This window comes from Jiangella aurantiaca (genome assembly GCF_004349105.1).
GTDB classification, from domain to species: Bacteria; Actinomycetota; Actinomycetes; order Jiangellales; family Jiangellaceae; genus Jiangella; species Jiangella aurantiaca.
This window is the reverse complement of record NZ_SMLB01000019.1, coordinates 56,739-79,172: the sequence shown is the minus strand read 5'-3', so window position 1 is coordinate 79,172 and position 22,434 is coordinate 56,739. Positions and strand designations below refer to the sequence as shown.

14 protein-coding genes and 1 tRNA gene are annotated in these 22,434 nt (G+C 71.6%); 6 read left to right on the top strand and 9 right to left on the bottom strand.

Annotation, left to right across the window (positions count from 1 at the left end; translation table 11 throughout):
• Positions 1 to 79: 79 nt before the first annotated feature.
• From E1262_RS15420 to E1262_RS15390, 7 genes are all read right to left on the bottom strand, one after another.
• The gene (locus tag E1262_RS15420; RefSeq protein ID WP_162605920.1) at positions 80 to 1,252 is read right to left on the bottom strand and encodes an MFS transporter; all 1,173 of its coding nucleotides are present in this window, start codon (positions 1,250 to 1,252) and stop codon (positions 80 to 82) included.
• 5 nt (positions 1,253 to 1,257) lie between these two features.
• Positions 1,258 to 1,818 carry a TetR/AcrR family transcriptional regulator gene (locus E1262_RS15415; protein ID WP_203453902.1) on the bottom strand — a complete coding sequence of 187 codons (561 nt, stop codon included), beginning with the start codon at positions 1,816 to 1,818 and terminating at the stop codon, positions 1,258 to 1,260.
• Positions 1,819 to 1,965: 147 nt separating this feature from the next.
• A complete protein-coding gene (locus tag E1262_RS15410; RefSeq protein WP_132104025.1) occupies positions 1,966 to 5,754 on the bottom strand; it encodes a S8 family serine peptidase in 3,789 nt (1,262 codons plus the stop codon).
• A gap of 63 nt (positions 5,755 to 5,817) precedes the next feature.
• Positions 5,818 to 9,645: a S8 family serine peptidase gene (locus E1262_RS15405; RefSeq protein WP_132104024.1), complete on the bottom strand. Its 3,828-nt coding sequence runs from the start codon at positions 9,643 to 9,645 to the stop codon at positions 5,818 to 5,820.
• A 428-nt stretch (positions 9,646 to 10,073) separates the two neighbouring features.
• The gene (locus tag E1262_RS15400; RefSeq protein ID WP_132104023.1) at positions 10,074 to 11,444 is read right to left on the bottom strand and encodes an FAD-binding oxidoreductase; all 1,371 of its coding nucleotides are present in this window, start codon (positions 11,442 to 11,444) and stop codon (positions 10,074 to 10,076) included.
• Positions 11,445 to 11,589: 145 nt separating this feature from the next.
• Positions 11,590 to 12,858, bottom strand: a complete 1,269-nt coding sequence (locus E1262_RS15395) for a glycosyltransferase (protein ID WP_132104022.1) — start codon at positions 12,856 to 12,858, stop codon at positions 11,590 to 11,592.
• Between the two features lie 19 nt (positions 12,859 to 12,877).
• Entirely contained in the window at positions 12,878 to 15,109 is a 2,232-nt protein-coding gene (locus tag E1262_RS15390; RefSeq protein ID WP_132104021.1) for a glycoside hydrolase domain-containing protein, read from the bottom strand.
• 141 nt (positions 15,110 to 15,250) lie between these two features.
• Here E1262_RS15390 and E1262_RS15385 point away from each other — a divergent pair.
• Both E1262_RS15385 and E1262_RS15380 read left to right on the top strand, forming a co-directional pair.
• Positions 15,251 to 15,323: transfer RNA gene (locus E1262_RS15385), tRNA-Lys, on the top strand.
• 398 nt (positions 15,324 to 15,721) lie between these two features.
• On the top strand, positions 15,722 to 17,422 hold the full coding sequence (locus E1262_RS15380) for a glycoside hydrolase family 3 protein (RefSeq protein ID WP_162605919.1): 1,701 nt from the start codon (positions 15,722 to 15,724) through the stop codon (positions 17,420 to 17,422).
• Positions 17,423 to 17,577: 155 nt separating this feature from the next.
• Here the strand turns inward: E1262_RS15380 and E1262_RS15375 are convergent, their stop codons facing one another.
• On the bottom strand, positions 17,578 to 18,249 hold the full coding sequence (locus tag E1262_RS15375) for a helix-turn-helix transcriptional regulator (RefSeq protein ID WP_132104019.1): 672 nt from the start codon (positions 18,247 to 18,249) through the stop codon (positions 17,578 to 17,580).
• Between the two features lie 91 nt (positions 18,250 to 18,340).
• Between E1262_RS15375 and E1262_RS15370 the strand changes: the two genes are divergently transcribed.
• From E1262_RS15370 to E1262_RS30360, 3 genes are all read left to right on the top strand, one after another.
• Entirely contained in the window at positions 18,341 to 18,775 is a 435-nt protein-coding gene (locus tag E1262_RS15370; protein WP_132104018.1) for a DoxX family membrane protein, read from the top strand.
• 26 nt (positions 18,776 to 18,801) lie between these two features.
• Positions 18,802 to 19,413: a GTP cyclohydrolase I FolE gene (folE, locus tag E1262_RS15365; protein ID WP_132104048.1), complete on the top strand. Its 612-nt coding sequence runs from the start codon at positions 18,802 to 18,804 to the stop codon at positions 19,411 to 19,413.
• A 170-nt stretch (positions 19,414 to 19,583) separates the two neighbouring features.
• Entirely contained in the window at positions 19,584 to 19,937 is a 354-nt protein-coding gene (locus tag E1262_RS30360) for a response regulator transcription factor (protein WP_162605918.1), read from the top strand.
• Positions 19,938 to 19,943: 6 nt separating this feature from the next.
• On the opposite strand, the gene E1262_RS15355 is transcribed toward E1262_RS30360, so the two are convergent.
• Entirely contained in the window at positions 19,944 to 21,449 is a 1,506-nt protein-coding gene (locus E1262_RS15355; RefSeq protein ID WP_132104016.1) for a sensor histidine kinase, read from the bottom strand.
• Positions 21,450 to 21,625: 176 nt separating this feature from the next.
• On the opposite strand from E1262_RS15355, the gene E1262_RS15350 reads away from it, so the two are divergent.
• Positions 21,626 to 22,282 (top strand): response regulator transcription factor, encoded by a 657-nt coding sequence (locus E1262_RS15350; protein WP_132104015.1) that lies wholly within the window; start codon positions 21,626 to 21,628, stop codon positions 22,280 to 22,282.
• Positions 22,283 to 22,434 lie beyond the last annotated feature (152 nt).

Genomic DNA, 22,434 nt, shown 5'->3' with positions numbered 1-22,434 from the left:
CGTGGGGTGAAATGTCCGATAGATGGCCGAACAACTCCAAGATCAACATTCTCGTCCGCCGGCTGGCCCGTCCGCGGCGTCAGTGCGGACGGCGGACGGCGAGAGCGCCGGCGCCGAGCGCGACCACCGCCATGACGGCGCAGCCCCAGAGGGCGGCGACCGGGCCGTTCGCGTCGACGAGGACGCCGAGCAGGCTGGTGGTCGCGGCCGCGATGCCGACGCTGAGGCCGAGCGCCATGCCGGCGGCCAGCCCGGCGTGCCGCGGCAGGCCGTCCTGGGCGACGATGACCAGCGGGTAGAAGATGCCCTCCAGCACCAGCCCGATCACGATCAGCAGCGCCACCGCCAGCAGCGGCCCGGCCAGCGGAAGCACGGCCGACAAGGGGACCAGCGCGAGCACCGACACCAGCACGACCGGCCGCCGTCCGTGGCGGTCGCCGAGCGCGCCGGCCGCGTACGTCCCCACCGCGCCGGCCAGCAGCATGCCGGTGACCGCCGCACTACCCAGGCCGACGCCGGCGCCGAGCGTCTCGTCGAACCAGACCGGCGCGAACGCCATCAGCCCGAACAGCACGCCGGCGGCCGCCGTCGCGCCGAGGGTCGCGAAGCCGAACGTGCGCCAGTCGCTCGGCACCGGCACCGCGCCGGGCTCGTCCGGCACGGGCTCGGCGAGGCCCGAGTCGATCCCGCGGCCGAGCAACAACGCGCCGGCCAGCGGGATGACAGCGACCGCGCCGGCCGCCTCGATGCCGTACGCCGCGCCGAGCGGCACCACCAGAGAAGGACCCAACGCGAAGCCGATGTTGCCGCCGAGCGCGAAGACGCCCAGCGCGGCGCCCGGGCTGGCGGCGGCCGCGGCCCGGGTCGCGCGGAAGGCCTCCGGGTGGAAGATCGCGACGCCGAGGCCGCCGAGCAGCAGCGCGGCGGCGATGGCGGCGAACGAGTCGAGCATGGTCGCCGCCAGTAGCCCGCCACCGGCCAGCGCCAGCCCGAGCGGCTGCAGCCAGGCGGCCCGGACGCGGTCGCCGACCACGCCCGCCAGCGGCTGCATGACCGACGACGCGAGACTGCCGGCCAGCACGAGCAGGCCGGCGTCGGCGTAGGTCATGCCGCGTTCGGCGACGAAGAACGGGATGAGCGCGGGCACGGCGGCCTGGAACAGGTCAGCGCCGGCGTGCGCGATGGTCAGCCGGGCCACCCGGCCGCGGTCGACGTCCTCGCCGGGGATCACTCGCTCGAGTACGGTCGCCACGGGGCTCATGGCAGTAGCCCGTGCAGCGTCAGGTCGAGGACGGCGTCTGTCGCGCGTTTCGCCGACCAGCGGTGTTCGCGGCGCAGGTGCCGGTAGGTCTCGCAGATCTGGACGTACAGCACGGTGGCGGTCTCCTCGGGATCGGCGAGCTCGCGCAGCGAGCCGTCCAGCGCGCCGTCGCGCAACAGCCGGACGATGGGCGCGGTGAACTCGGCGCGCGTGAGCGACTCGTCGCCAGGGTCGTGGTAGATCGCGTTCAGCGTCGGGTCGTCGAGCCCGGTGAGCAGGTCGGCCCGCTCGTCGGTGAGTGCGCAGAGCACCTCGAACGTCGCGGTGAGCCGGGTGCGCGCGTCGCCCGCGGCGGTCAGGACGGGAAGCAGCCGCTCGCGCTCCTCGCGGGCCAGCTCGTCGCGCAGCGCGACCAGGATGGCGGCGCGCGTCTCGCCGCGCCGGTACAGCGTGACGCGGGTGATCCCGGCCTCCTTGGCGATGTCGGCCATCGACGCGCCGCCGAGCTCCTGCCGCTCGGCCAGCCGCTTGGCCGCGGCGAGTACGTCGTGAGACACCTTTGCTTCACGCACGATACAAGGTGTATCACGATGTGGCTGACGACGTCTAGGTCGTGGGCAGCCTCCGCCGAGTTGATCAAGGAGAAATCGGGGTTCCTGGCGCCAGGAACCCCGATTTCTCCATGATCAACGTGTGTAGCGGCGTCAGTCCAGCGGGTAGGCGCGGATCACCTTCTGCTCCAGCCGCGTCCCATCGCCCTCGGCGTCGATCCGCAGCGACACGTGGTCGGCGTCCCCGGGGTGCTTGACGGTGACGGTGTATCGTCCCGCGGCGCCCGCCGCTGGCCGGACCACCGCGGGCCGCCAGCTGGCGCCGTCGTCGTACGAGACCTCGACCCGCACCCGGCGAACGGACGGCGACGGCGCGCCCACCGGCCCGCCCACGGCGAGGCCGAAGTGGAACGTGCGGCCGGCCGGCGCCCGGTTGAGCGGATCGAGCGGCACGTCGTACGACGCGAACAGCAGCGGCAGGAACGCGCAGTCGCGGTGGCCGCCGTCCGTACAGCGGTACCACGACGGCAGGTCGCCCACGCCGGACGACGGGGCCGCGGACCGGAACGTCCACGCCGTCGACGACCGCGTGCCCCAGCTCCACGGCGCGTCGGACCACGCGTCGATCTCCAGCCGGTACTCCGCGTCCCCCGCGACCGCCGCGAGCACCCCGCGTCCCGTGCGCCGGCTGACCACCAGCTGGTCGTCGCGGTACAGCCGCGTGGCCGAGTTCTCCCAGCGGGTGTCCCAGACGCCGTAGTGGCCGTCGCCGGAGTCGGCGTAGTCCTCGATCCAGAAGAACAGCTCGTCGGCGTCGCGGCAGGCCGGGCACGGGATGCCCACGCGATCCTGGTCGAGCACCTCGCGGCGCGGCGACGGCACGAACGGCCCGCCGAACCAGCTGTCCTCGAGCTCCTCGCCGGCGGAGAGCGTCCGCAGCCGGTCGCGCGCGTGGCGGGCCAGGACGACGTCGGCCGTCTCGTAGCCGGCGAGCTGCTTCAGCCACAGCATCCCGGGCGACGCCGTCACGTACTCCGTCCGCTCGGCCGGGGCCCGGAAGTAGCGGAACGAGTCGAACGACCAGTCCTGCCACGGGGCGAACGACGCGTTCACGTCGGCGACCGTGCGTTCAGGCGCGTCCGCGTGGTAGCTGCTCGAGACGGTCGCGAGGTCGTCGGCGTCGACGACGTAGGAGAGGTCCGTCCCCACACCGCCGTCCTGGTCGAAGCGCAGGTCGTAGAGGAAGGGGCTGTCCGGCGTCGAGTGGACGGTGACGGCGCCGCCGCGGGCCAGCAGCGTCTCGGCCTCGCTGAGGTCCAGCGCGGCTGCCGGGATGGGCAGCCCGTGCTCGACGGCGCCGGCGAAGGGGTAGCCGGACCGGCTGTAGAGGAGCGCCAGCTCGGCACCGGCCGCCGCGACCGCCCGGATCTGCTCACTCCACTGCCCGCCGGTCGCCTCGACCAGCGCGATCCTCCCGTCCAGGTCGACCTCGGCCAGCTCCGCCGGCGTTCCTGCGCCGGCGTCGACGACGTCCCACCGGGACCGGCCGGCCGGCAGTTCCGGCGCGTAGACGAAGTACTCCGGCTCGAAGGCGGCCAGCCCGGCGCCGTCGACGACGATGTCCGGCTCGGCCAGCGAGAGCTGCGACACCAGGTGGAAGCCGCCCTCGGTGACCTGTTCGGTCGGCGTCGCGTACAGGTCGGTGAACGGCTCACCGAGCAGGTACCGGTAGTGCATCGACTCGCCGGCAACCGGGAACCGCCAGAACTCCAGCTTCGCCGAGACACCCTCGACGGTCCGGCCGACGTCGGCCGTGATGGGGACCGCGGTGCGGCCGTCGAGCACGACGCTCGCGCCGCCCGGCCCGACCTCGACCTGCGGGTCGCCGGCGAACGTGTACGTGTACCGCTCGCCGTCGATCTCGGCCATGATGCTCAGCACGCTGTACGTGCCCGGTGCGACGCGCACGGTCGCCTGCCCGCGCGCGTCCAGGTTCGGGAACGAGACGTGCTTGGAGGAATCGTCGACGTTGCCCACCTGGAGGGTCGCGCCGCGGTTCGGGGCACCGTCGCGGTCCAGGACGGTGACGGTGAGCTCATAGACCTCCGGCTCCTTGTTCAGCCCGAGCGGCAGCGAGACGCTCGTCCCGTTCGGGCCGGTCCCGATGACGAAGCCGCTGTACAGGCCGGCGGCGCCGAGCGACGGGTCGAGCGTGACGTCGACGGCGGCGGTGCCGTTCGCGGGGACGGTGACCGTCGGCGCGCCGAGCGTGAGCATGCCGGCCGGCGCCGGTGCGCCGCCGCTGGTGGCGGTCGCGGTGAGGTCCAGAGTGACGGGGCTCGCCGTGACGTTGGTGAACGTGACGGTGCGGACGATCGGCTCCAGCTCGGTCTGCGGGTACGGCAGGTAGCCGAAGTTCAGCGGCGCCGGGCCGGCGTAGACACCCTGGCCGACGGCGGTCGCGACGTCGAGGCGCCCGCCGCCCTGCTGGTAGACGTTGAGCCCGTCGCGCGGGACGGCGGTCGACACGAGCGCGGCCTTGACCTGCTCGGGCGTCCAGTCGGGGTGCTGCTGACGGACGATCGCGGCGGCGCCGGCGACGTGCGGCGTGGCCATCGAGGTGCCGGACGCGCTGGTGTAGAGCTGGTCGACGGGAGTTCCCATCGCCGTGCCCGCGGCCCGGGCGGCGACGATGTTCGTGCCGGGCGCGGTGATGTCGGGCTTGACGGCGTGGTCGCCGACCCGCGGCCCGCGGCCGGACGTCGCCGCCAGGTCATCGGTCTTCGTGACGTTGCCGACGGTGAGCGCGGCGTCGGCGGCGCCCGGGTTGGTCAGCGAGTAGTCGCCCGGGCCGTAGTTGCCGCCGGCGATGACGAACAACGCGCCGGTCTCCGCGGTCAGCTCGTTCACCGCCTGGCTGAGCGGGTCGGTGCCGTCGCTGGCGTACCCGCCGAGGCTCATGCTGACGACGTCGGCGCCGCCCCGCGCGGCCCACTCCATGCCGGCGATCACCCAGGAGTCCAGGCCGCTGCCGCCGTCGTCGAGGACCTTGCCGATCATCAGGTCGGCGCCGGGCGCGACGCCGCGGCGGGCGCCGCCGGAGCCCGCGCCGGTGCCGGCGACGGTGGCCGCGACGTGGGTGCCGTGGCCATGCCGGTCGATCGGGCCGGTCCCACCAGTGAAGTCCTGTTGAACGGTGATCTGACCGGCGACGTCCGGGTGGCTCGGGTCGATCCCGGTGTCCAGGACGGCGACGGTGGTGCCGGTGCCGTCGAGGCCGCTCGCCCACGCCTCGGGCGCACCGACCAGCGGCACGCTGACGTCCAGCGCCGCGGTGACGCTGCCGTCGAGCCAGACGCCCTCGACGGTTCGGTCGGCCTGGACGGCGGCCCAGAAGCTGCCGGCGTCGGCCTTGGCGACCTCGACAGCGGCGCCGTTGATGCTGAGCAGCGGGAGAGTGGCGTCGCTCGCCGGGAGGTTCTCGGCCCGGCTCGCGACGGCGGACGCGGACCGGGCGGCGGCGCCGTCGTAGGTGACGATGACCGGCAGCTCGGCGGCCGCGTCGTCGGCGTAACCCTCCGCGATGAGGCGGGTGACGTTGAACAGCTGGTCGTCGACGGTGCCGGCGCGGACCAGCGGCGCGACCCGGGCCGGGACGACGTACGTGTCGCCGTCCAGCTCGTACGCCTCGACCGCGCCCCCGTCCACCGGCTCGACCGCGACCGACGTCTTCCCGTCCACCGTGGTCACGTCGACGACGTCGCCGGTGACCAACGTGACCCGGGTGACGGACTCGCCGGCGGCGGCGGTCTCGGCCGGCGTGGTGACGGGGGCGGCCGGTGCCGACATCGCGGGGCTGGCCGCGCCGGCGGTGGCGGTCAGCGCGACGGCCAGCACGGTGGCGGACCAGCCGGCGAGTCGTCGTCGGCGGGATCGGGACACGGGCGCGGACGGGGGCATCGCGTTGTCCTCTCTCGGCGGGATGGGGCCGGTGCTGCGGTGGGATCAGCCGGTGAGCCGGTAGGCGCGTTCGATCGTCTGGGTGACGGAGTCGCCGGCGGCCGTCGACGCCTCGGTGCGCAGCCAGACGTGGCCGTGCGTGGCGTCGAGGCCGGGATGCGGGACGGTGACCCGGAAGTCGCCGCTGCCCGGGCGGCCGTCGGCCCGGACCTGCGCGGGCCGCCAGCTGACCCCGTCGTCGACGGAGAACCAGACCCGCAGCCGGTCGGCGACAGGGCCGCCGCCAGGCGCCGCGGCATGCACCTCGACGGTGTGCCGGCGGCCGGCGGGTGCGGTGTTGAGCAGGTCGAGCCCCAGGTCCCACCGCATCTGCAGCAGTGGCTGGAACGCGCACGGGTCGGTGAGCGCGGCGACCGGGCACGAGTACGCCTCGGGCAGCCGGCCCGGCGACGGCGGCGCAGAGGTGAACTCCCACTCCGTCGCGACCCGGGTGGCCAGCCCGTAGGGCGGGCCGGGCTGGACGTAGTCCATGGTCAGGCGGTAGTCGCCGGTGCCGGGCGGCAGCTGGAACCACTGGTTCACCGAGCCGCGGACCGGGATCTCCTCGGTGCCGTGGAACAGCAGCGTCACCGGCTGGTCGAACCAGGCGTGCTGGTAGTGGTCGGCCTGGCCGTCGAGGCGGTACTGGCCGGTGACGAACCGGTCGCCCTGACGGCAGAACGTGCAGCGCAGCGTCGTCGGGTAGGCGCCGGCGACGTCGAGGGCGCCGTAGTGCACCGGCGACTCGAACCAGCGCTCGGCCGGCAGCCGGTCGCCGGGCTCGAACTCGTTCCAGGTGCGTAACGTGGCGCCCTCCATCGCGACCTCACGCAGCCAGCGCAGGTGCGGGCCGGTGCTGGCGACGAGCTCGGTCTGCTCGGTGCCGCCGTAGACGCCGATCGCGATCTGGGCGCTGTCGGCCATGTTGGCGCTGAACGCGAACCAGGCCAGCGTGCCTTCGTGCCCGGCGGTGTCGGTGTGGTAGCGGGACGGGACGGTGGCCAGGTCGTCGCGGGTGAAGCGGTGCTCGCCGGTCGCCGGGAAGCCGCCGTCGTGGCCGACCCGCAGGTGGTAGACGCGCTCGGGTGAGCGGCGGCCGTCGACGTCGAGCCGCAGCCGCGGCCGGATCTCCAGCGCCCGGCGCAGCGCCTCGCCCTCGTCGTGGCTCAGGCCGAGCTGGAACAGCCGGTCGGCGCGGATCTGGATGCCCAGCGAACCGGGCACATCGGTGTAGAACAGCAGCCCGGCCACGCCGGTGGCGACGGCGGCGTCGGTGGCCCGCTGGATCGCGTTCAGCGCATACGCGTAGTCGAACGGCTCGTCGGCGGGGATGCGGATGCGGACCAGCGCGAGCTTGCCGCGGGCCGGCCGCAGCTCGGCTTCGGTGCCGTCGCCGGCGAAGACGAGCGGCAGCGTGCGGCTTCCGGCCAGCCCGGGCCCGGCCAGATGCGGCCAGTACTCCGGTCGCACCCGGATGCCCCCGGCCTGCACGTCGGCCAGGGCCGAGCCGTAGATCCACTTGGTGAACGACTCCGCCTCGCCGAGCCGCGGCTCGGGCGTCGGCGTCGTGTGGAGCCGCCATTCGCTGGACTGGTCGAACAGCGCCCCGAGGACGAACGTGCGCCCGTCCGGCGTCTTCCGGATCACGCCCACCTCGCCGAACAGCAGGTCCACGGGCTCGCCGACGTCGGGGTTGCGCAGGATCGCGTCGCGGGCGTCGAGGCTGACGGCGGTGTCGGCGCCGACCTCCACTTCGCCGGCGATCGCGATGGTCGACTCGGTGGCGCGCAGGTCCCACGTGGTGATCTGGGCGTAGACGTCGTACACACCGGCGGCGACCTCGAACGAGGCGCGGCCGTCGCCGTCGGTCCACGCGAAGTGGCTCCAGGTGCGGAACGGGTCGTTCTCGTCGAAGCCGGGGTCGGCCTTGACCACCCAGATCGGCAGGCCGGGGTCCGCCGGCTCGCCGCGCCGGTCGGTCGCCTGCACGTCGATGGTGTGCGTGACGTCGCCCTCGTACAGGCTCCACGGGGTACGGACGATGACGCCGTCGGCCGTCGCCGTCACGATGCCGCTGTAGACACCGGCTTCGAGGGCGGTCGGGTCGACGGTGAACCGCGCGGTCGCGGTGCCGTGCGCCGGGACGGTGAGGGTCGCGGTGTCGAGCGCGGCCGCCGCGGCCGGGACGGTACGGCCGTCCCAGCCGGTGCCGGTGACGCTGAGCTCGAGGGTCACCTCGGCGTCGGTCTCGTTGCGGTAGGTGAACGTCGTCGTGGCCGGCTCCGTGGCCGGGTTCGGGATGCGGCCGAAGTCCACGCTGACCGGGCCGTACACCCGCTGGCCGATCGCGCGGGTCACGTCCATGCGGCCGGCGCCCTGCTGGAACGGCGTGTACTCGCCGGGCGTGGCGGTGGAGGCCAGGGCGTCCCTGAGCTCGCGCTGACCCCAGTCCGGGTGGGCCTGCGCCAGCAGCGCGGCGGCGCCGGCGACGTGCGGCGTGGCCATCGAGGTGCCGTTGGCGCTGGTGTGCAGGTCGCTGACCGGCGTGCCCATGCTGGTCCCGGCCGCGCGGGCGGCGACGACCCCGACACCGGGGGCGGTGATGTTCGGCTTGATCGCGGCGTCGCCGCGGCGCGGACCTCGGTTGGAGAAGTCGGCGAGGGTGTCGCTGTCATCGACGGCGCCGACGGTGAGCGCGCTGCCGGCGGCGCCGGGCGTCCCCACGGCGAGGTTCCGGCCGTCGTTGCCGGCGGCGATGACGAACAGCGTGCCGGTCTGTTCCGAGAGCGCATCCACGGCGAGACTGCCGGGGTCGGTGCCGTCGGTCGCAGGCGCGCTGAGGCTGAGGTTGACGACGTCGGCGCCGTTGTGCGCGGCCCACTCCATGCCGTCGATCACCCAGGACAGCAGGCCCTCGCCGCCGTCGGTGAGCACCTTGCCGATCATCAGGTCGGCGCCGGGAGCGACTCCGGGGTGACCACCGGCCGCGTTCCCGGTGCCCGCCACCGTGGCGGCGACGTGAGTGCCATGGCCGTGGCCGTCGGTGACGACGGCCGGGTCCGCCGCCGTGTCGGTGAAGTTCCGCGTCGCCGTCACCTGGCCGGCAAGGTCTGGATGGCCGGCGTCGACCCCGGTGTCCAGGACCGCGACGGTGACGCCGTCGCCGTCGTACCCCGCCGCCCACGCGTCGGGCGCGCCGATGTGTGGAACGCTGACGTCGAGGCTGGCCGTGGTGGTGGCGTCCAGCCAGACCTGCGTGACGCTCGCGCTCAGCCGCGCGGTGGCGTCGGCCGGACCCTGCTCGGTGAGGGCGGCCCAGAGCGCGGCGCCGTCGTCCGGGTCCGCGGGGTCGAGCGCGACGGCGTCGATGCTCTCCAGGGTGCGGCGTGGTTCCTCGGGCAGGCCGGCGACGGCGGTTCGGGCGGCGCGGGCACCGGCGTAGCGGACGATGACCGGTGGCGGCCCGTCGCCGGCCGCCTGGCCGGCGAGCGCCGCGACGTCGAACAGCCGCTGGTCCACGCTGCCGGCGGCCACGGGTCCGAACGCGTCGGACGGCAGCACGTAGTAGCTCTCGCCGTCCGAGACGGTGGTGAACGTGACCGCGTGGCCGCTCTCCCGCGGCGCCGGCGTGACGGCGTAGGTGCGCTCGCCGGTCGGCTCCTCGGTGACCGTGACGACGTCGCCGGTGAGGAGCGTGATGGTGCCGTTGCTGGCGGCCGGTTCGGTCGCGGCCGGTTCGGCGGCGGGTGGGCTGATGGCGGGAGCACTGGTGGCCGGGGCGGTCGCCGCCGGCAGGAGGGCGGCGACCACCGCGGCGACGGCGGTTCCGGTCACGATTGGGCGGCTCGGGCGGCTCGGGCGGCGAGATCGCACGGCTCCTCCTGCAGGGCGAGACGTGGTCGGTACCAGATGTGCCGGATGTCCGGTCCGGACAAGATGGCACCGCCGCCGCCCGTGGCGGAAGGACTCTGCGTGGCCGGTAGGCGCCAATGGCGCAAAGATGCCGCTGGTCAGGCCCGGCTACTGGTGCCGGGCCCGGCCGCCGGCGGTCACACCCGGCTGCCGGTGACCTCCCGCTCGGCGAGCGCCGCGGCGCCCCGAACCTTGATGACCATGGGGAAACACCCCTTTCGAGGCGCGGGAAAGGGGTGTTTCTCCGTGATCGACGTCGTCGCGCGGGCCCGATCTTGTCGCGGAGCTCGGCCTCGATCCGGTCGCCGGGCGGGCGACAGCACACCCGCCCCGGCGCTACCCTCCCACCGTCAGCTCGCCGGCGGGATGTTGACGTTGCGGTGGAACAGGTTGTCCGGGTCGTACTGCCGCTTCACCTGCGTGAGCCGCTCCCACGTAGCGCCCGGATAAGCCTCCCGCGCCCGCGCGGGCCCGTCGTCGCCGAGGAAGTTGACGTAGGCGCCCGGTGCGCCGTTCTCGGCGATCGCGGCGGTGTCGAGCACCCACTGTTCCCGCTCGGCCCTGGTGTCGGGGCCGTCGAGGAACGAGGCGACGTTCACCATGAACGCCCGCCCGCGGTGGGCGTAGGCCGTCGCGTCGTCGGCGACCCGGGAGATGGCGCCGCCGAGCGGCCGGAACTGCGTCACCCGCATGGGCGCCGGCGCGGTGCGCAGGCGCTCGAGGATCTGTGTGATCCGGGGGAGGTCGAGCTCGTCGGCGAACAGGGTGCGGGATGCGGCGGTGGGGTGGAACTCCTCGCCGCCCTCGCCCTCCGGGAACATCTCGGGGTAGGTGATGGGCCGGACGAAGTCGGCGATCGGCTCGGCCAGGGCGCGGATGGGCGCCAGCACCTTCGCGCCCTCCTCGGCCGGGCCGGCGTAGCAGACCAGGCCGAGCACGACCAATGATCCGCGCACGTGCTCAGGCACGAACGGCATCGGCGGCGCCGGCATGACGTTGACGATGACCGACAGCTCCTCGGGCGCCGCGGCCGCCTCGCGGATGAATCCGTGCACCACCTCGGGCGTGGCCGGGAGCAGGAGCATGCCGCCCACGACCTCCGGCAGCTCGTGCAGCTGGTACTTGAACCGGGTGACCACGCCGAAGTTGCCGCCGCCGCCCCGGACGGCCCAGAAGAGGTCGGGATGACTGTCGGCGTCGACCTGCAGGATCTGGCCGTCGGCGGTGACGACCTCGGCGGCCAGCACGTTGTCGATCGTCATGCCGTACTTGCGGGAGAGGTAGCCGACGCCCCCGCCGGTGGTGATGCCGCCGATGCCGACGGTGCCGGTGTCGCCGAAACCGATCGCGAGCCCGCGCTCGGCGACGGCCTTGGTGACGTCGCCCGCCGTAAGGCCGGTCTGTGCCCACACGGTGCGTTCGTCGACGTCGACGGCGATGGCGCGCAGGTGGGCGAGGTCGAGGACGATGCCGCCGTCGACGACGCTGTGGCCGGCGATGCTGTGCCCGCCGCAGCGGACAGCGAGGTCGAGACCGGTCTCGCGGGCCAGCGCGATGACGCCGGCCACTTCGGCGGGATCGGACGGGCGGATGACGACGGCCGGCTTGGGGTCGAAGCCACCGTAGAAGAGGGTGCGAGCGCGGTCGTAGCCGTCGTCGCCCGGGGCGACGATCTGGCCGGTGAATCGGGTGCGGACAGCGGAGACGTCGATCGTGGTCATCGGGCAGGGTTCTCCTTCGAGGTCGCCACGCCGGACCGGATGGGTGTGCCGCCCGGCGTGGAGACCATTGAACCCCTGCGCACTGACAGAGTCCGCACGATTTTCCGCCAGGTTCTGTCAGCGTTCTGTCAGTGTGTCCGGATAATCAGCCGGCCGGGACGGCGAGGTCGTCGATGAGCCGGTCGAAGACCTGCACACGGTCGAACCGCATCGCGTACTCCCGTGCCCGCAACGCCGCCGCCCGCCGGTCCTCGGGCGTCAATTCCAGCACCGCGCGGTCGAGCGCCGCCGCGAGCCCGGCCGGGTCGGCGGTCGCGATCTCGATGGCGGTGTCGCCGACGGACTCCGGGATGCCGCCCGTCGTCGTCGTGATGACCGGGCCGCCGCCGGCCAGCATCGCCTCGACCAGCGCGATGCCGAACGTCTCGACGAACTCCGGCCGCGGCTTGCTGGGCAGCGCGAAGGCGGCGCTCCCGTTCATGAGCAGCGACTTCTCTTCGTCACCGACGTCGGTGAGGAAGACGATGCGGTCGTCGCCGGCGGCCAGCGCGCGCATCTGCGGCAGCTCCGGCCCGGTCCCGGCGACGACCAGCGCGACGTGGTCGCGTGCGGCCGACGCCTGGTAGGCCGCGATGAGGTCGTCGACCCCCTTCGCCAACGTGACCCGCGACAGGAACAGCACGTACCCGTCGCGGCGGAGGCCGCGGCGGGCCAGCACCTCGTCGACGGCGGCGGGGTCGAGGTCGACGTACGCGCCGGTGTCGATGGGCGGGTAGCTGACGCTGACCCGGGCCGCGCACTCCTCGGCGAACCGGGTCCCGCAGGCGGCGTCGACCTGCCGCGCCGACTCGATGATGAGGTCGCGCGTGTACTCCGACACCGCGACGCATCCGTCGTTGGCCAGGAACGTCGTGAGCAGGAAGGCCGCGGCGCCGGCCCGGCCCTCAGCGATGCTGGTGCGGACGATGTTCGTGATGTCGGAGCCGACCGCCTTGGCGATGGTCGTGACGTCGAACCCGGCGCCGCTGGCCCGGGCGCCGCGCAGCGCCTCGAGGACGGCGTTCGTGTGCGGCGTCAGGTACATCGAGATGCACATCGTCGGGACACCGTCGCTGAACAGCTCATACAACCGGCTGGTCAGGCCCAGCACGTACCGGCCGTCGGGGACGCGATAGTCGCCGACCGGCTCGGGACGTTCGACGGTGATGCCAGCGCTGTACGGGAGGATCGAGTCCAGCGGCTTGAGCGGGAGGCCCGCGGCCTGCAGCGCGGGGATCGGCCAAGTCACGATGCGGACGTCGTCGAACCCCCGGGTGAGGGCGACCTCGGCGAGGTTGCGAGCCTCGCCCGAATGGCCGCAGATCACTGGATCGGCGCGTACGACGATCACCAGTCGGCGGGTGGGTCGGCTCATGGCAACACCTCCGAGTCTTCTAACCGTCTGTACGGTCCGAGACCGACGGCGGACGCACCTTCGTCGCCCAGGCCGAGGGTTCCGGGCCCAGTTCGATCTGCAGGCGGCCCCCGCCGTGCAGCTCGTTCCCTGTGATGAATCCGCCGTCGAGCGGCTTGCCGTTGAAAGTTGCCGATTGGACGAACTGCGGTGCCGATGGGGTTCCCGTCTCGCTGCTGATCGGGGTCTCGCGGTGCCCGATCGTCTCGATGAGGAACTCGTTGCCGCCGATCTCCAGGCTCGCCGTGGCGAACGCCGGCGTGTTCACCAGGAACAGGTTCTGCCCGGCGACGGGGAACAGACCCAGCGACGCCCACACGTACCACGAGCTCAGCGCGCCGGAGTCGTCGTTGCCCGGCAGCCCGCCGGGGGTCGGCGCGAACTGGTACGTGAGCGCCGCGTGGACGATCTCGGCCGTCCGGTCCGGCCGGCCCGCGTAGTGGTAGGCCCACGGCGCCTCCATGTCCGGCTCGTTGTTCAGCCCCTCGAACCGGTGCAGCGCAGCGCCCGCGCTGTACTCGTCCGCGAACGGCGGCGTGCCGAGCTGCCGGACCGGCGGCTGCCCGTAGCCGAAGAACCCGTCGAGCATGTGCACGAACCGGTCGTCACCGCCGGCCAGTGCGATCCGCGCGGCCATGTCGTGCAGGAGGCGGAACGAGTAGTTCCACCGGCCGCCCTCGTAGTACGTCGACTTCTTCAGCAGCCCGGTCTCCCGGTCGAACGCGTTGACCCAGTACCGGGCCCGCTGTTCCAGCTCGTCGCCGAGCCGGCGGTCGCCGAGGCCGCGAGCGATGACCGCGGTGCAGTGGTAGCCGTAGGCGAGATCCAGCGTGTGCGTGATCGGGTGGGCGATGTCCTTCTCCAGGAAGTCCTCGCCGTACACCCGCCGCAGGTCGTCCTGCATGTGCACCAGGGCCCAGTCCCAGTCGATGCCATCCAGGCCGAGCAGGTATCCGTCGGCGAGCGCCGTATGCGCCAGCGCGCTGCCCTGACGGAAGAACCGGTCCGCGCCCTTGGCCATGCGGTAGCCGATCGGGAAGTTGCCCTCCTCCTCGCAGACCCGGATCAGCGACTCCAGCAGCGCCGAGCCCTTCCTCGGCTCGAGCGCGGTGATCAGCGGGATCTGCGTCTTGTAGATGTCCCACATCGTGCAGATGTCGAACACGAACGGCCCAGACGTCGGCCAGAACGGGCTCTCGTCGTCGGCGAAGCACGGCTTGATGAGCGAGTGGTACAGGCTGGTGGCGAACACCGTCCGCCGCGCGGGCGTCCCGCCGTCGACCTTCACCTGGTCGAAGGAGGACGACCACTTCTTGCGGGTGCGCGACCGGCACTTGTCGAACCGGGTTCGGCCCAGGCCGAGCTCCTCCGCCAGGTTCGCCCGCGCCTGCTCCGTCCCGCGCAGCGAGAAGCCCATCTTCAGCTCGACCGTCTGCCCGGCGACCGCCGGCCCCATGAGGATCAGGCCGAACGGCCGCAGCGTCGTCCGCCGGATGTAGTCGAAGTCCAGCCGCGTCCCGCCGTCGACCAGCCGACGGTCGTACCAGAGGAGCTGCCGCCAGTCCGGGGTGTCGGCCTCGATGAAGACCGACAGCGGCACGCCCTCCATGACGAGGGTGCCCTCGGCCTGGCCGCGCCCGAGGCTCTGCATGTGGGCGCGCAGCGGCACGGTGCGGCCGTGCTCGATGGCCAGCCCGCCGTACGAGAAGTCGACGACGACGCGGGCGCTGCGGCTCTCGGGAAACGTGTACCGATGGACGGCCGTCTTCGCCCCGACGGTCACCTCGCAGCGAACGCCGGTGTCAAGCGTCGCCGCGTAGTACCCCGGCTCCGCGACCTCGTCATGCAGCTGCCAGAGCGTGCCGAGCGCGTCGAGCGGTTCGATCATCGGGGTGACGCGGAAGTAGTTGTAGTACTTGCGGATCGCGCCGGTGCCGGACTGCTGGAAATGCGTGAACCCGGACGCCTGGTTCCGCTCGTACAGCTGCGTCGGCTGGCCCTCGGTGCTGATGCGGTAGACCCCGTAGCCGGTCGGGTACGCGCCGGAGTAGGCGCACGCCGACACCATGCCCAGCGGGTAGCTCGCGCCGGGGTGGGTGTTGCCGACCTGCGCCTTCGGCCACCACCACGTCGCGGCCAGCCCCTGAGCGGGCGGCAGGTCGGTGGCCATGGTGCCGATGAAGGGATCAACGCTGTCCAGTATGTTCTGCATTCTGCCTGTCCCGAGGTGACCGATCCGTAGCGACGATATGAACTCCCCGTGACCCGGCCGTCAAGAGCATTGGCGCAGGTGTAGCCGATCGGAGTGGCAGGCGGTCGGCGGTCGGCGTCGGGACTGGGTAGCCTGTCCGCGGGGCCTCTAGCTCAATTGGCAGAGCAGCGGACTTTTAATCCGCGGGTTCAGGGTTCGATCCCCTGGGGGCCCACCCCTCTGCCGGGCCATCACCCATCGGACCATCGACGACGCCAGTGGCCTGCGCCGCGCCGCCGACGACTACCGCCGGACCGGGTACGCCATCGGCGCGCGTCCTCGCCACCGCCCGGACGATCTCCGCCGAACTCGGCGCCCGGCACGCAGGGGAGGGGGAAACGCGGAGCGGAGGAACGCGGAGGGGAGGAACGCCCACGCTTGACACCCCAGGGCGCGTATCGGACGTTGGGGGACCGTTGGCTAGATCAATTGGCGAAAGGTATGCGCCATGGGACGTGCCGTCCGCACCCGTCGATCCGTCCGCTCCCGATTGGCCGTGGGAATCGCCGCCGTCGTCGGGCTGAGCTTCTGATGTCGCGCGTCCGACGCCTTCGCCGGAGCACGGCGGCAGCGGTGGCTGCCGCTCTGACCTGCGGGCTCGCGCTGGCAGCACCAAGCATGCCCGCCCAGGCCGAGCCCGACCCCACGCTGGTGCCGCCGAACGCCTGCCGAGGTGTCGCGGCGTCGCTCGTCGCCCGGATGACGCCGCGCGAACGCATCGGGCAACTGCTCATGGGTCAGCCCGCCCGGTCCGGTGCGCTGCCGGACGAGGCGGCCCGCGCGCAGATCCAGGACTACGGCATCGGCTCCTTCATCACGCAGAACAGCGTGCCCCGCACGCCCGACGGCGCCGCGGTCTTCCACAACCGGATGCAGGCCTGGGCGCAGGAGTCCCGGTCCGGCGTGCCCCTGTTCATCGGCATGGACCTGGAGAACGGCACGGTCCAGCAGATCCCGGTCGCGGCCGGGCACCCGTTTCCGATGGGGCTGGGCGCGACCCGGGACCCGGCGGCCACCTCGGCGGCCGCGCGGGTCGCCGGAACCGAGGCGGAGGCGATCGGGATCAACTGGAGCTTCGGCCCGGTCGCCGACCTCAACACCAACCCGGAGAACCCTGTCATCGGGGTGCGGAGCTTCGGCGCGGACGACACCGCCGTCGCCCCACATACCGCGGCCTACGCGGTGGCGCTGCAGGAGGCCGGTGTGCTCTCCGCCGCCAAACACTTCCCCGGCCACGGCGACACCAGCGTCGACTCGCACACCGGGCTGCCGACGGTCGAATACGAGGGCGCCACGCTCGATCGGCACCTGACGCCGTTCCGGTCGGCATTCGACGCCGGCAGCAAGGGCGCGATGACGGCGCACGTCGTCGTCGAGGCCGTCGACCCGGATCTCCCGGCGACGCTGTCGCCTAAGGTGCTCACCGGCCTGCTGCGCGGGGAGCTGGGCTTCGACGGCGTCGTCGTCACCGACTCCATGGCCATGGACGCCATCAGGGACACCTGGGGTCTCCACGAGGCCGCCGCAATGGCCATCGAGGCCGGAGCCGACATCGTCATGGTGCAGGGTGACGCCCGGCCGGTGTCCGATTTCCTCGTGGAGGCGCTCGACTCGCGTCAGCTCTCCGCCGCCCGGGTGCGGGAGTCGGCGACCCGGGTGGTGCGGACCAAGTGCGAGATGGGTCTGTGGGGCAACCGCTACGCCGACCCGCAGCACGCGCTGACCGTCGTCGGCACTCCGGAGGCGCACCAGCAGGGCCTCGACCAGGCGGTCGACAGCATGACGCTGCTAGACGACGACGGCGTCGCACTGCCCGTCGAACGCGACGCGCGCATCCTGGTCGCCGGACGGGACGCCAACCGAGTGGCCGGCGAGCTGACGGCACTCGGCGCTACGGCGGTCACCCCGCTGACGACACCCCAGTCACCGTCTGCCGCCGTGCGGGCGCAGGCAGTGGCACTGGCCGCCGACCACGACGTCGCCGTGGTGACGACCTTCACCTCAGGGGCGCCCAACGCCGCCCAGGCGCAGCTGCTGAACGACGTCGCGGCCACCGGCACCCCGACCGTCGCGGTCTCCCTCGGACTGCCCTACGACCTGGCCGGCCTGGACACGGCGAACGCCAGGCTGGCGACCTACGCGCAGAACGTCAACCGGGTGGGATCGCCCGAGGTCTACACGGGCATCGCGACGGTGCTCCTCGGCGACCGCCCCGCGACCGGCCGGCTTCCGGTGCCTGTGGGTGGGTTCCCCATCGGTCACGGCTCGGGGTAGTGCTGGCGGCTCGAGACCTGCCGCCCGGCTGCCGACCCCGCTTCTCCTCGCCCGCCTGGCCGCCACTGATGCGATGGTCGCGTGGCATCCTTCGCGGCGTGAACTGGAGGCACCTGCTGTGATCTCAGTGCTCCTGAGGGGCGCCGGACGAGCCTTCAACCTGACCGGACACCAGCCCGTACGCAGCAGCGCCCGGCGCCGGGGTCGAGCAGCATGACGTGGTCGGTGTCTCCGGCGCCGTGGGCGACTCCACGCAGCAGGTCGAGGTTCATGGCGCACACAATCTCGGTGTGCCGCCGGGCGAGCCGGTGGAACGGGCAGTTGCCGAGCACGATGCCGCCGTCGGCCTCCGTGCGCGGTTCGAAGCCATTGTCCTCCAGCGCCTGCTCGAGCGAGCCGGCCACCTCGCCCATGGCCCGGCCGGTCTCGGCCGCGAGCCGGGCGAGCGCGGCGGACACCGGTTCGCCGCTGCGACCGGCCTGCTCGACCGCGGCCGCCAGCAGCTCGGCGGCCAGCTCGTAATGCCGTTCCGGAACGCTCACCGCGACCTCGCCCTCGGCACGCCGGTAGAGCTTGGCCGGTCGTCCAGCGCCAGGCCCGGTCTTCCCGCTGAGGCGCTGGTACTCCACCTCCACGAGGCCCGCGTCGGCGAGCCGGTCGAGGTGGAACGCGACGGTGCTGCGGGGGAGCCGCATGGCCGCGGCGGCTTGGTCGCGGCTCACCAGCTCGGGGCTGCGTGACACCAGCTCGAGCAGCGCGCGGCGGACCGGGTCGTCGAGGGCGGTCACCGCCGCGGCGATCCGCTCGGAGGTCGACCGCTCGTCCATGTCGGACATTCTAAAACACACAGGTCTTGACGGAAGAGTGTGGACGGATCTCTAATAGCAATATCTTCTTCTTTTAGAAAGGCGGCCCACCATGTCTCCTGCATCCGTGTCGCGCGATTCCGCCGTCGCTCGTGGCTTGGGTGACCCGTCCTGGCAGGCGTTCATGCTGCTGCGCACGGTGTTCGCCGTGGCGCCGATCGTCTTCGGGCTGGACAAGTTCGCCAACGTGCTGGTCGACTGGCCGATCTACCTCTCGCCTTGGATCGACGACATCGTTCCCGGAACCGCCCAGCAGGCGATGTATGCCGTCGGAGCGATCGAGATCGTCGCCGGTGTCGTCGTCGCGCTCGCCCCTCGGTGGGGCGGACTGCTGGTGGCGGCCTGGCTGGCCGGCATCATCGTCAACCTGCTCACCATTCCCGGGTACTACGACATCGCGTTGCGCGACTTCGGCCTGCTCATCGCAGCCGTGGCGCTCTTTCGCCTCGCGGTCAGCGCGGACCGAGCCGCCGGAGAGGCCCGGTGAGCGCACCGGACTCGGAATTGGCCGCGATGCCGGCGCCTCTCGCGGCCGTGCCGGCCAGGCTCCGAGTGGTTCATGGTCGAGGCGAGCCGGATCTGGGCGCGGCCGCACGCGCGGTCGCCGACCTGCTGGCCGCGTTCGGCAAGGACACGACCGACCCGCACCTGGCCGACACGCCCCGACGCGTCGCCGAGGCCTACGCCGAGCTGCTGACGCCGCGCGACTTCGAGCTGACGACCTTCCCCAACCACGAGGGGTACGACGAGCTCGTGCTGGCCCGAGACATCCCGGTCCACTCGCTGTGCGAGCACCACCTGCTTCCCTTCCACGGTGTCGCCCACGTCGGGTACCTGCCGGGCGAGCGGATCCTCGGGCTCTCGAAACTGGCCCGCGTGGTCGAGTTGTTCGCCCGCGACCTGCAAGTCCAGGAGCGGTTGACACAGCAGGTCGCCGGCTGGCTCCAGGACCACCTCGGCTCCAGGGGGGTCGGCGTCGTCATCCAAGCCGAGCACCAGTGCATGTCCCTGCGCGGCGTGGCGGCCACCGGCTCGCGGACGGTCACCTCCGCACTGATGGGCCGCCTGCGCAGCGACGAGCGATCACGGCGCGAGTTCATGTCGCTCGCCATCGGCACGTCCTGAGCTCGCGCTGTGTCGCGCAGCCTTACAAACCAGGTCGCAGGTTCGAACCCTGCTGCGCCAGGACGCTGCTGCGCTCACCAGGAAGCGGTTGGCTCGGGGCAACGAGCGGCATAGGGTTGTCGGGCATCGTCCTGTCAGGCCTTTTCCGCCGGTGCGTCAGGGGAGAACGGGTGGCAACGGTACTCATCGTGGAGGATGATCCGCTGATTGCGTCTTTCATCCAGAAGGCCCTCGTTCGGCATGGCCACGACGTCGAATGGGTCCAGACCGGGAAGGCGGCGCTGGATCGCATCGACAGGACGGGTGTGGATCTCCAGCTACTCGATCTCGGGCTGCCCGACATCGACGGTCTCGACGTGCTGCGACAACTCAAGGAGCGCGGCGATCAGACTCCGGTCATCATCATCACGTCCCGAAGTGACCCCGTGGACCGAACCATAGCCGAGGGCTTGGGCGTCAGGGCCTACCTGACCAAGCCATTCCCTCTCGCCGACCTGTTCGCCATGGTCGATGCCGCCCTCTGACTCCCGTCAATCCACTCGCAGCGCGGAAGCCGTCGAACTCACCTTGGTGTGCTCGCGTACGAGATTCCTCGAGATGAATATCTCGAACAGAGCGCCGGGTCCGGCGTGAGGATTCAGCCGGGCATATCCGCCGTGGGCCTCGGCTATCGCGGCTACGATCGACAGGCCCAGCCCGCTGCCGGTCCGACGACCGGAGGACCTGACGAAGCGCTCGAAGATGCGCTCCGCGTCCTCGGCCGCTACACCGGGACCATCGTCGTGAACCCACAGGCGAACAAAGCCTCCATCGACCTCGGACCCGATGCGGACCGTCGCCGTGGCCTCGGTGTGCTGGCAGGCGTTCTCCGCCAGTTGCATGATCGCCTGCGTGAGCCGTTGGCTGTCCGCCCAAAGCACTCCCGAGGCGCACGCTTCGAGCTCCCACGTCCTGGAGCAGAGCATCGACGCTTTGCGAAACATGTCGTGGGTCCACATCTCCAGGTCGACCGGTTCTGGCGTCAGGAAGTCGGGCCGCTCCGCCCTGGCCAGCGTGAGCAGATCCTCCACCATCCGGTTCATGCGGTCGATCTCGTTCGTGATGAGCAGCGTGGTCGAGGCTCGCTCCTGCGGGTCATCTTCCAGGTCGAGCAGCTCGACATGACCGCGAATGACGGTCAGCGGTGCCCGTAGCTCGTGGCTGACCTCGTCGAGGAAGTCACGTTGCGTGGCGAACGCCCGCTCCAGCCGGGCCAGCATGTCATTGAACGCGGTGGCGATCCGGGACGCCTCGTCGTCGCCGCGTCCTGGGATACGCCGCGTCAGGTCGGTCTCGGAGATCACCCGAGCCGTGTCGGCGAGCGTGTTCAGTGGTCGCAACACGCGCCCCGCCAGGAACCATCCGACAACCGAGGCCAGCACTATCGTCCCGAAGTGGATCAAGGCCTGGGCGCCGATGGCGGCGGTGAGTTCCTGCTGTTCACCGGCCGGGAAGTTGGCGATCACGAACAGTCCGTCGGTGCTACCTTCGCGCAGCGGTAGCGCGATGAACCGGGCCGTACCTCCGCTCGTGTCGATCTCGTCCTCGGTGTCCTCGTCGAGACTCAACCAGAATCGGATGGCATCGCCGAGCTCACTCGCCGGTACGGCGTTGGCCGCACTCTCGGTGATGTAGATGTCAGGGCCGATGAACGAGATCAGCGTCTCGCCCTCGTCGGGCACCTCGCGTGCGAAGTACGCGTCGTACACCGCGGTCAGATCGGCTTCGGTCGGCGCCCGATCCGGTGGAAGCAGACGTTCCGCCGCGGTCCGGAACTCATCCGTCTCACGGTGCATGTTGCCCTCGATCTCCTCATCGAGGCGTTCCAGCAGTGCGCCGCGCAGAAGCAGGATGGAGACGACTGACGACCCGGCAAGCAGCACGATGACCGCAGCGAGGATGCGGACCCGCATCCCGCCGAGCAAGTTTCTCGACCGGCTCAGCTCTGCCATGCTGCCCATCATGGCGTCGCGTTGGCCGGCCAGGTAGCCCTGCATGAGGACGTCTTTTCATGACGATCTTGAATGAGGCGCGTGGTGCGGCCGACTTCGATGAGTCAACACGGGGCGTAGTGCCGATCGTGGTCTCGCACTAGACTGCCGACCGGGGTGCAGTCGGGGGATCGCCCCCTCCGGGGGCATTCGCGTGGTAGTTGTCACGCTGGGGGGCTCGAGTGGCAAAGATTCTGATTACCGAGGACGACCCACTTGTCGGCTCGTTCATCGAAAAGGGTCTCAGAGCTGGTGGCTACTCCACCACGCTCGTCGGCACTGGCGAGCAGGCTCAGTCACTCGGCCTCAGTGGTGCGTTCGACCTGCTGATCCTCGACATCCACTTGCCCGACCGGGAAGGGTACCAAGTTCTGCAGGAGCTCCGGGCCAGAGGGAGCAGACTGCCGGTGCTTGTCGTCACTGGGCGAAGTGAGCGTGATGTGGTGGCGTGCCTCGACGCGGGTGCGGACGACTACATGACGAAACCGTTCCGATTCGATGAGTTGCTCGCCCGGGTTCGGGCCCGGCTCCGGCACGCCGGAAGCGAGCAGCCGCATGTCCTGGGCGCCGGCGGGCTGCGTCTCGACCTGCAGACGCATCGCGTGACGTCGCACGAGAAGACCGTCGAGCTGACCGCCCGCGAATTCTGTCTGCTCGAGACCTTCCTACGCCACGCCGACCAGGTGCTCACCCGCCAGCAATTGCTGTCTCAGGTCTGGGGCTATGCGTTCGATCCGGGAACCAACGTCGTCAATGTCTACATCAACACGCTTCGCAAGAAGCTCGGCACCGAGGTCATCGAGACGGTGAGGGGTGTCGGCTACCGGCTGCGCCGCTGACGCCATGGTGTCAGCCGCCGGCGGCCCGGATGAGAACGTCGATAAGGATCTCTTCACCGGACTCTTACAGCTCCCTTATGCGCCAGGTCTTGACTGACCGCATTGGTACAACCAATTCGAGGCAGCAGTCAGGCTCGGCTGCCTCCGCCCGG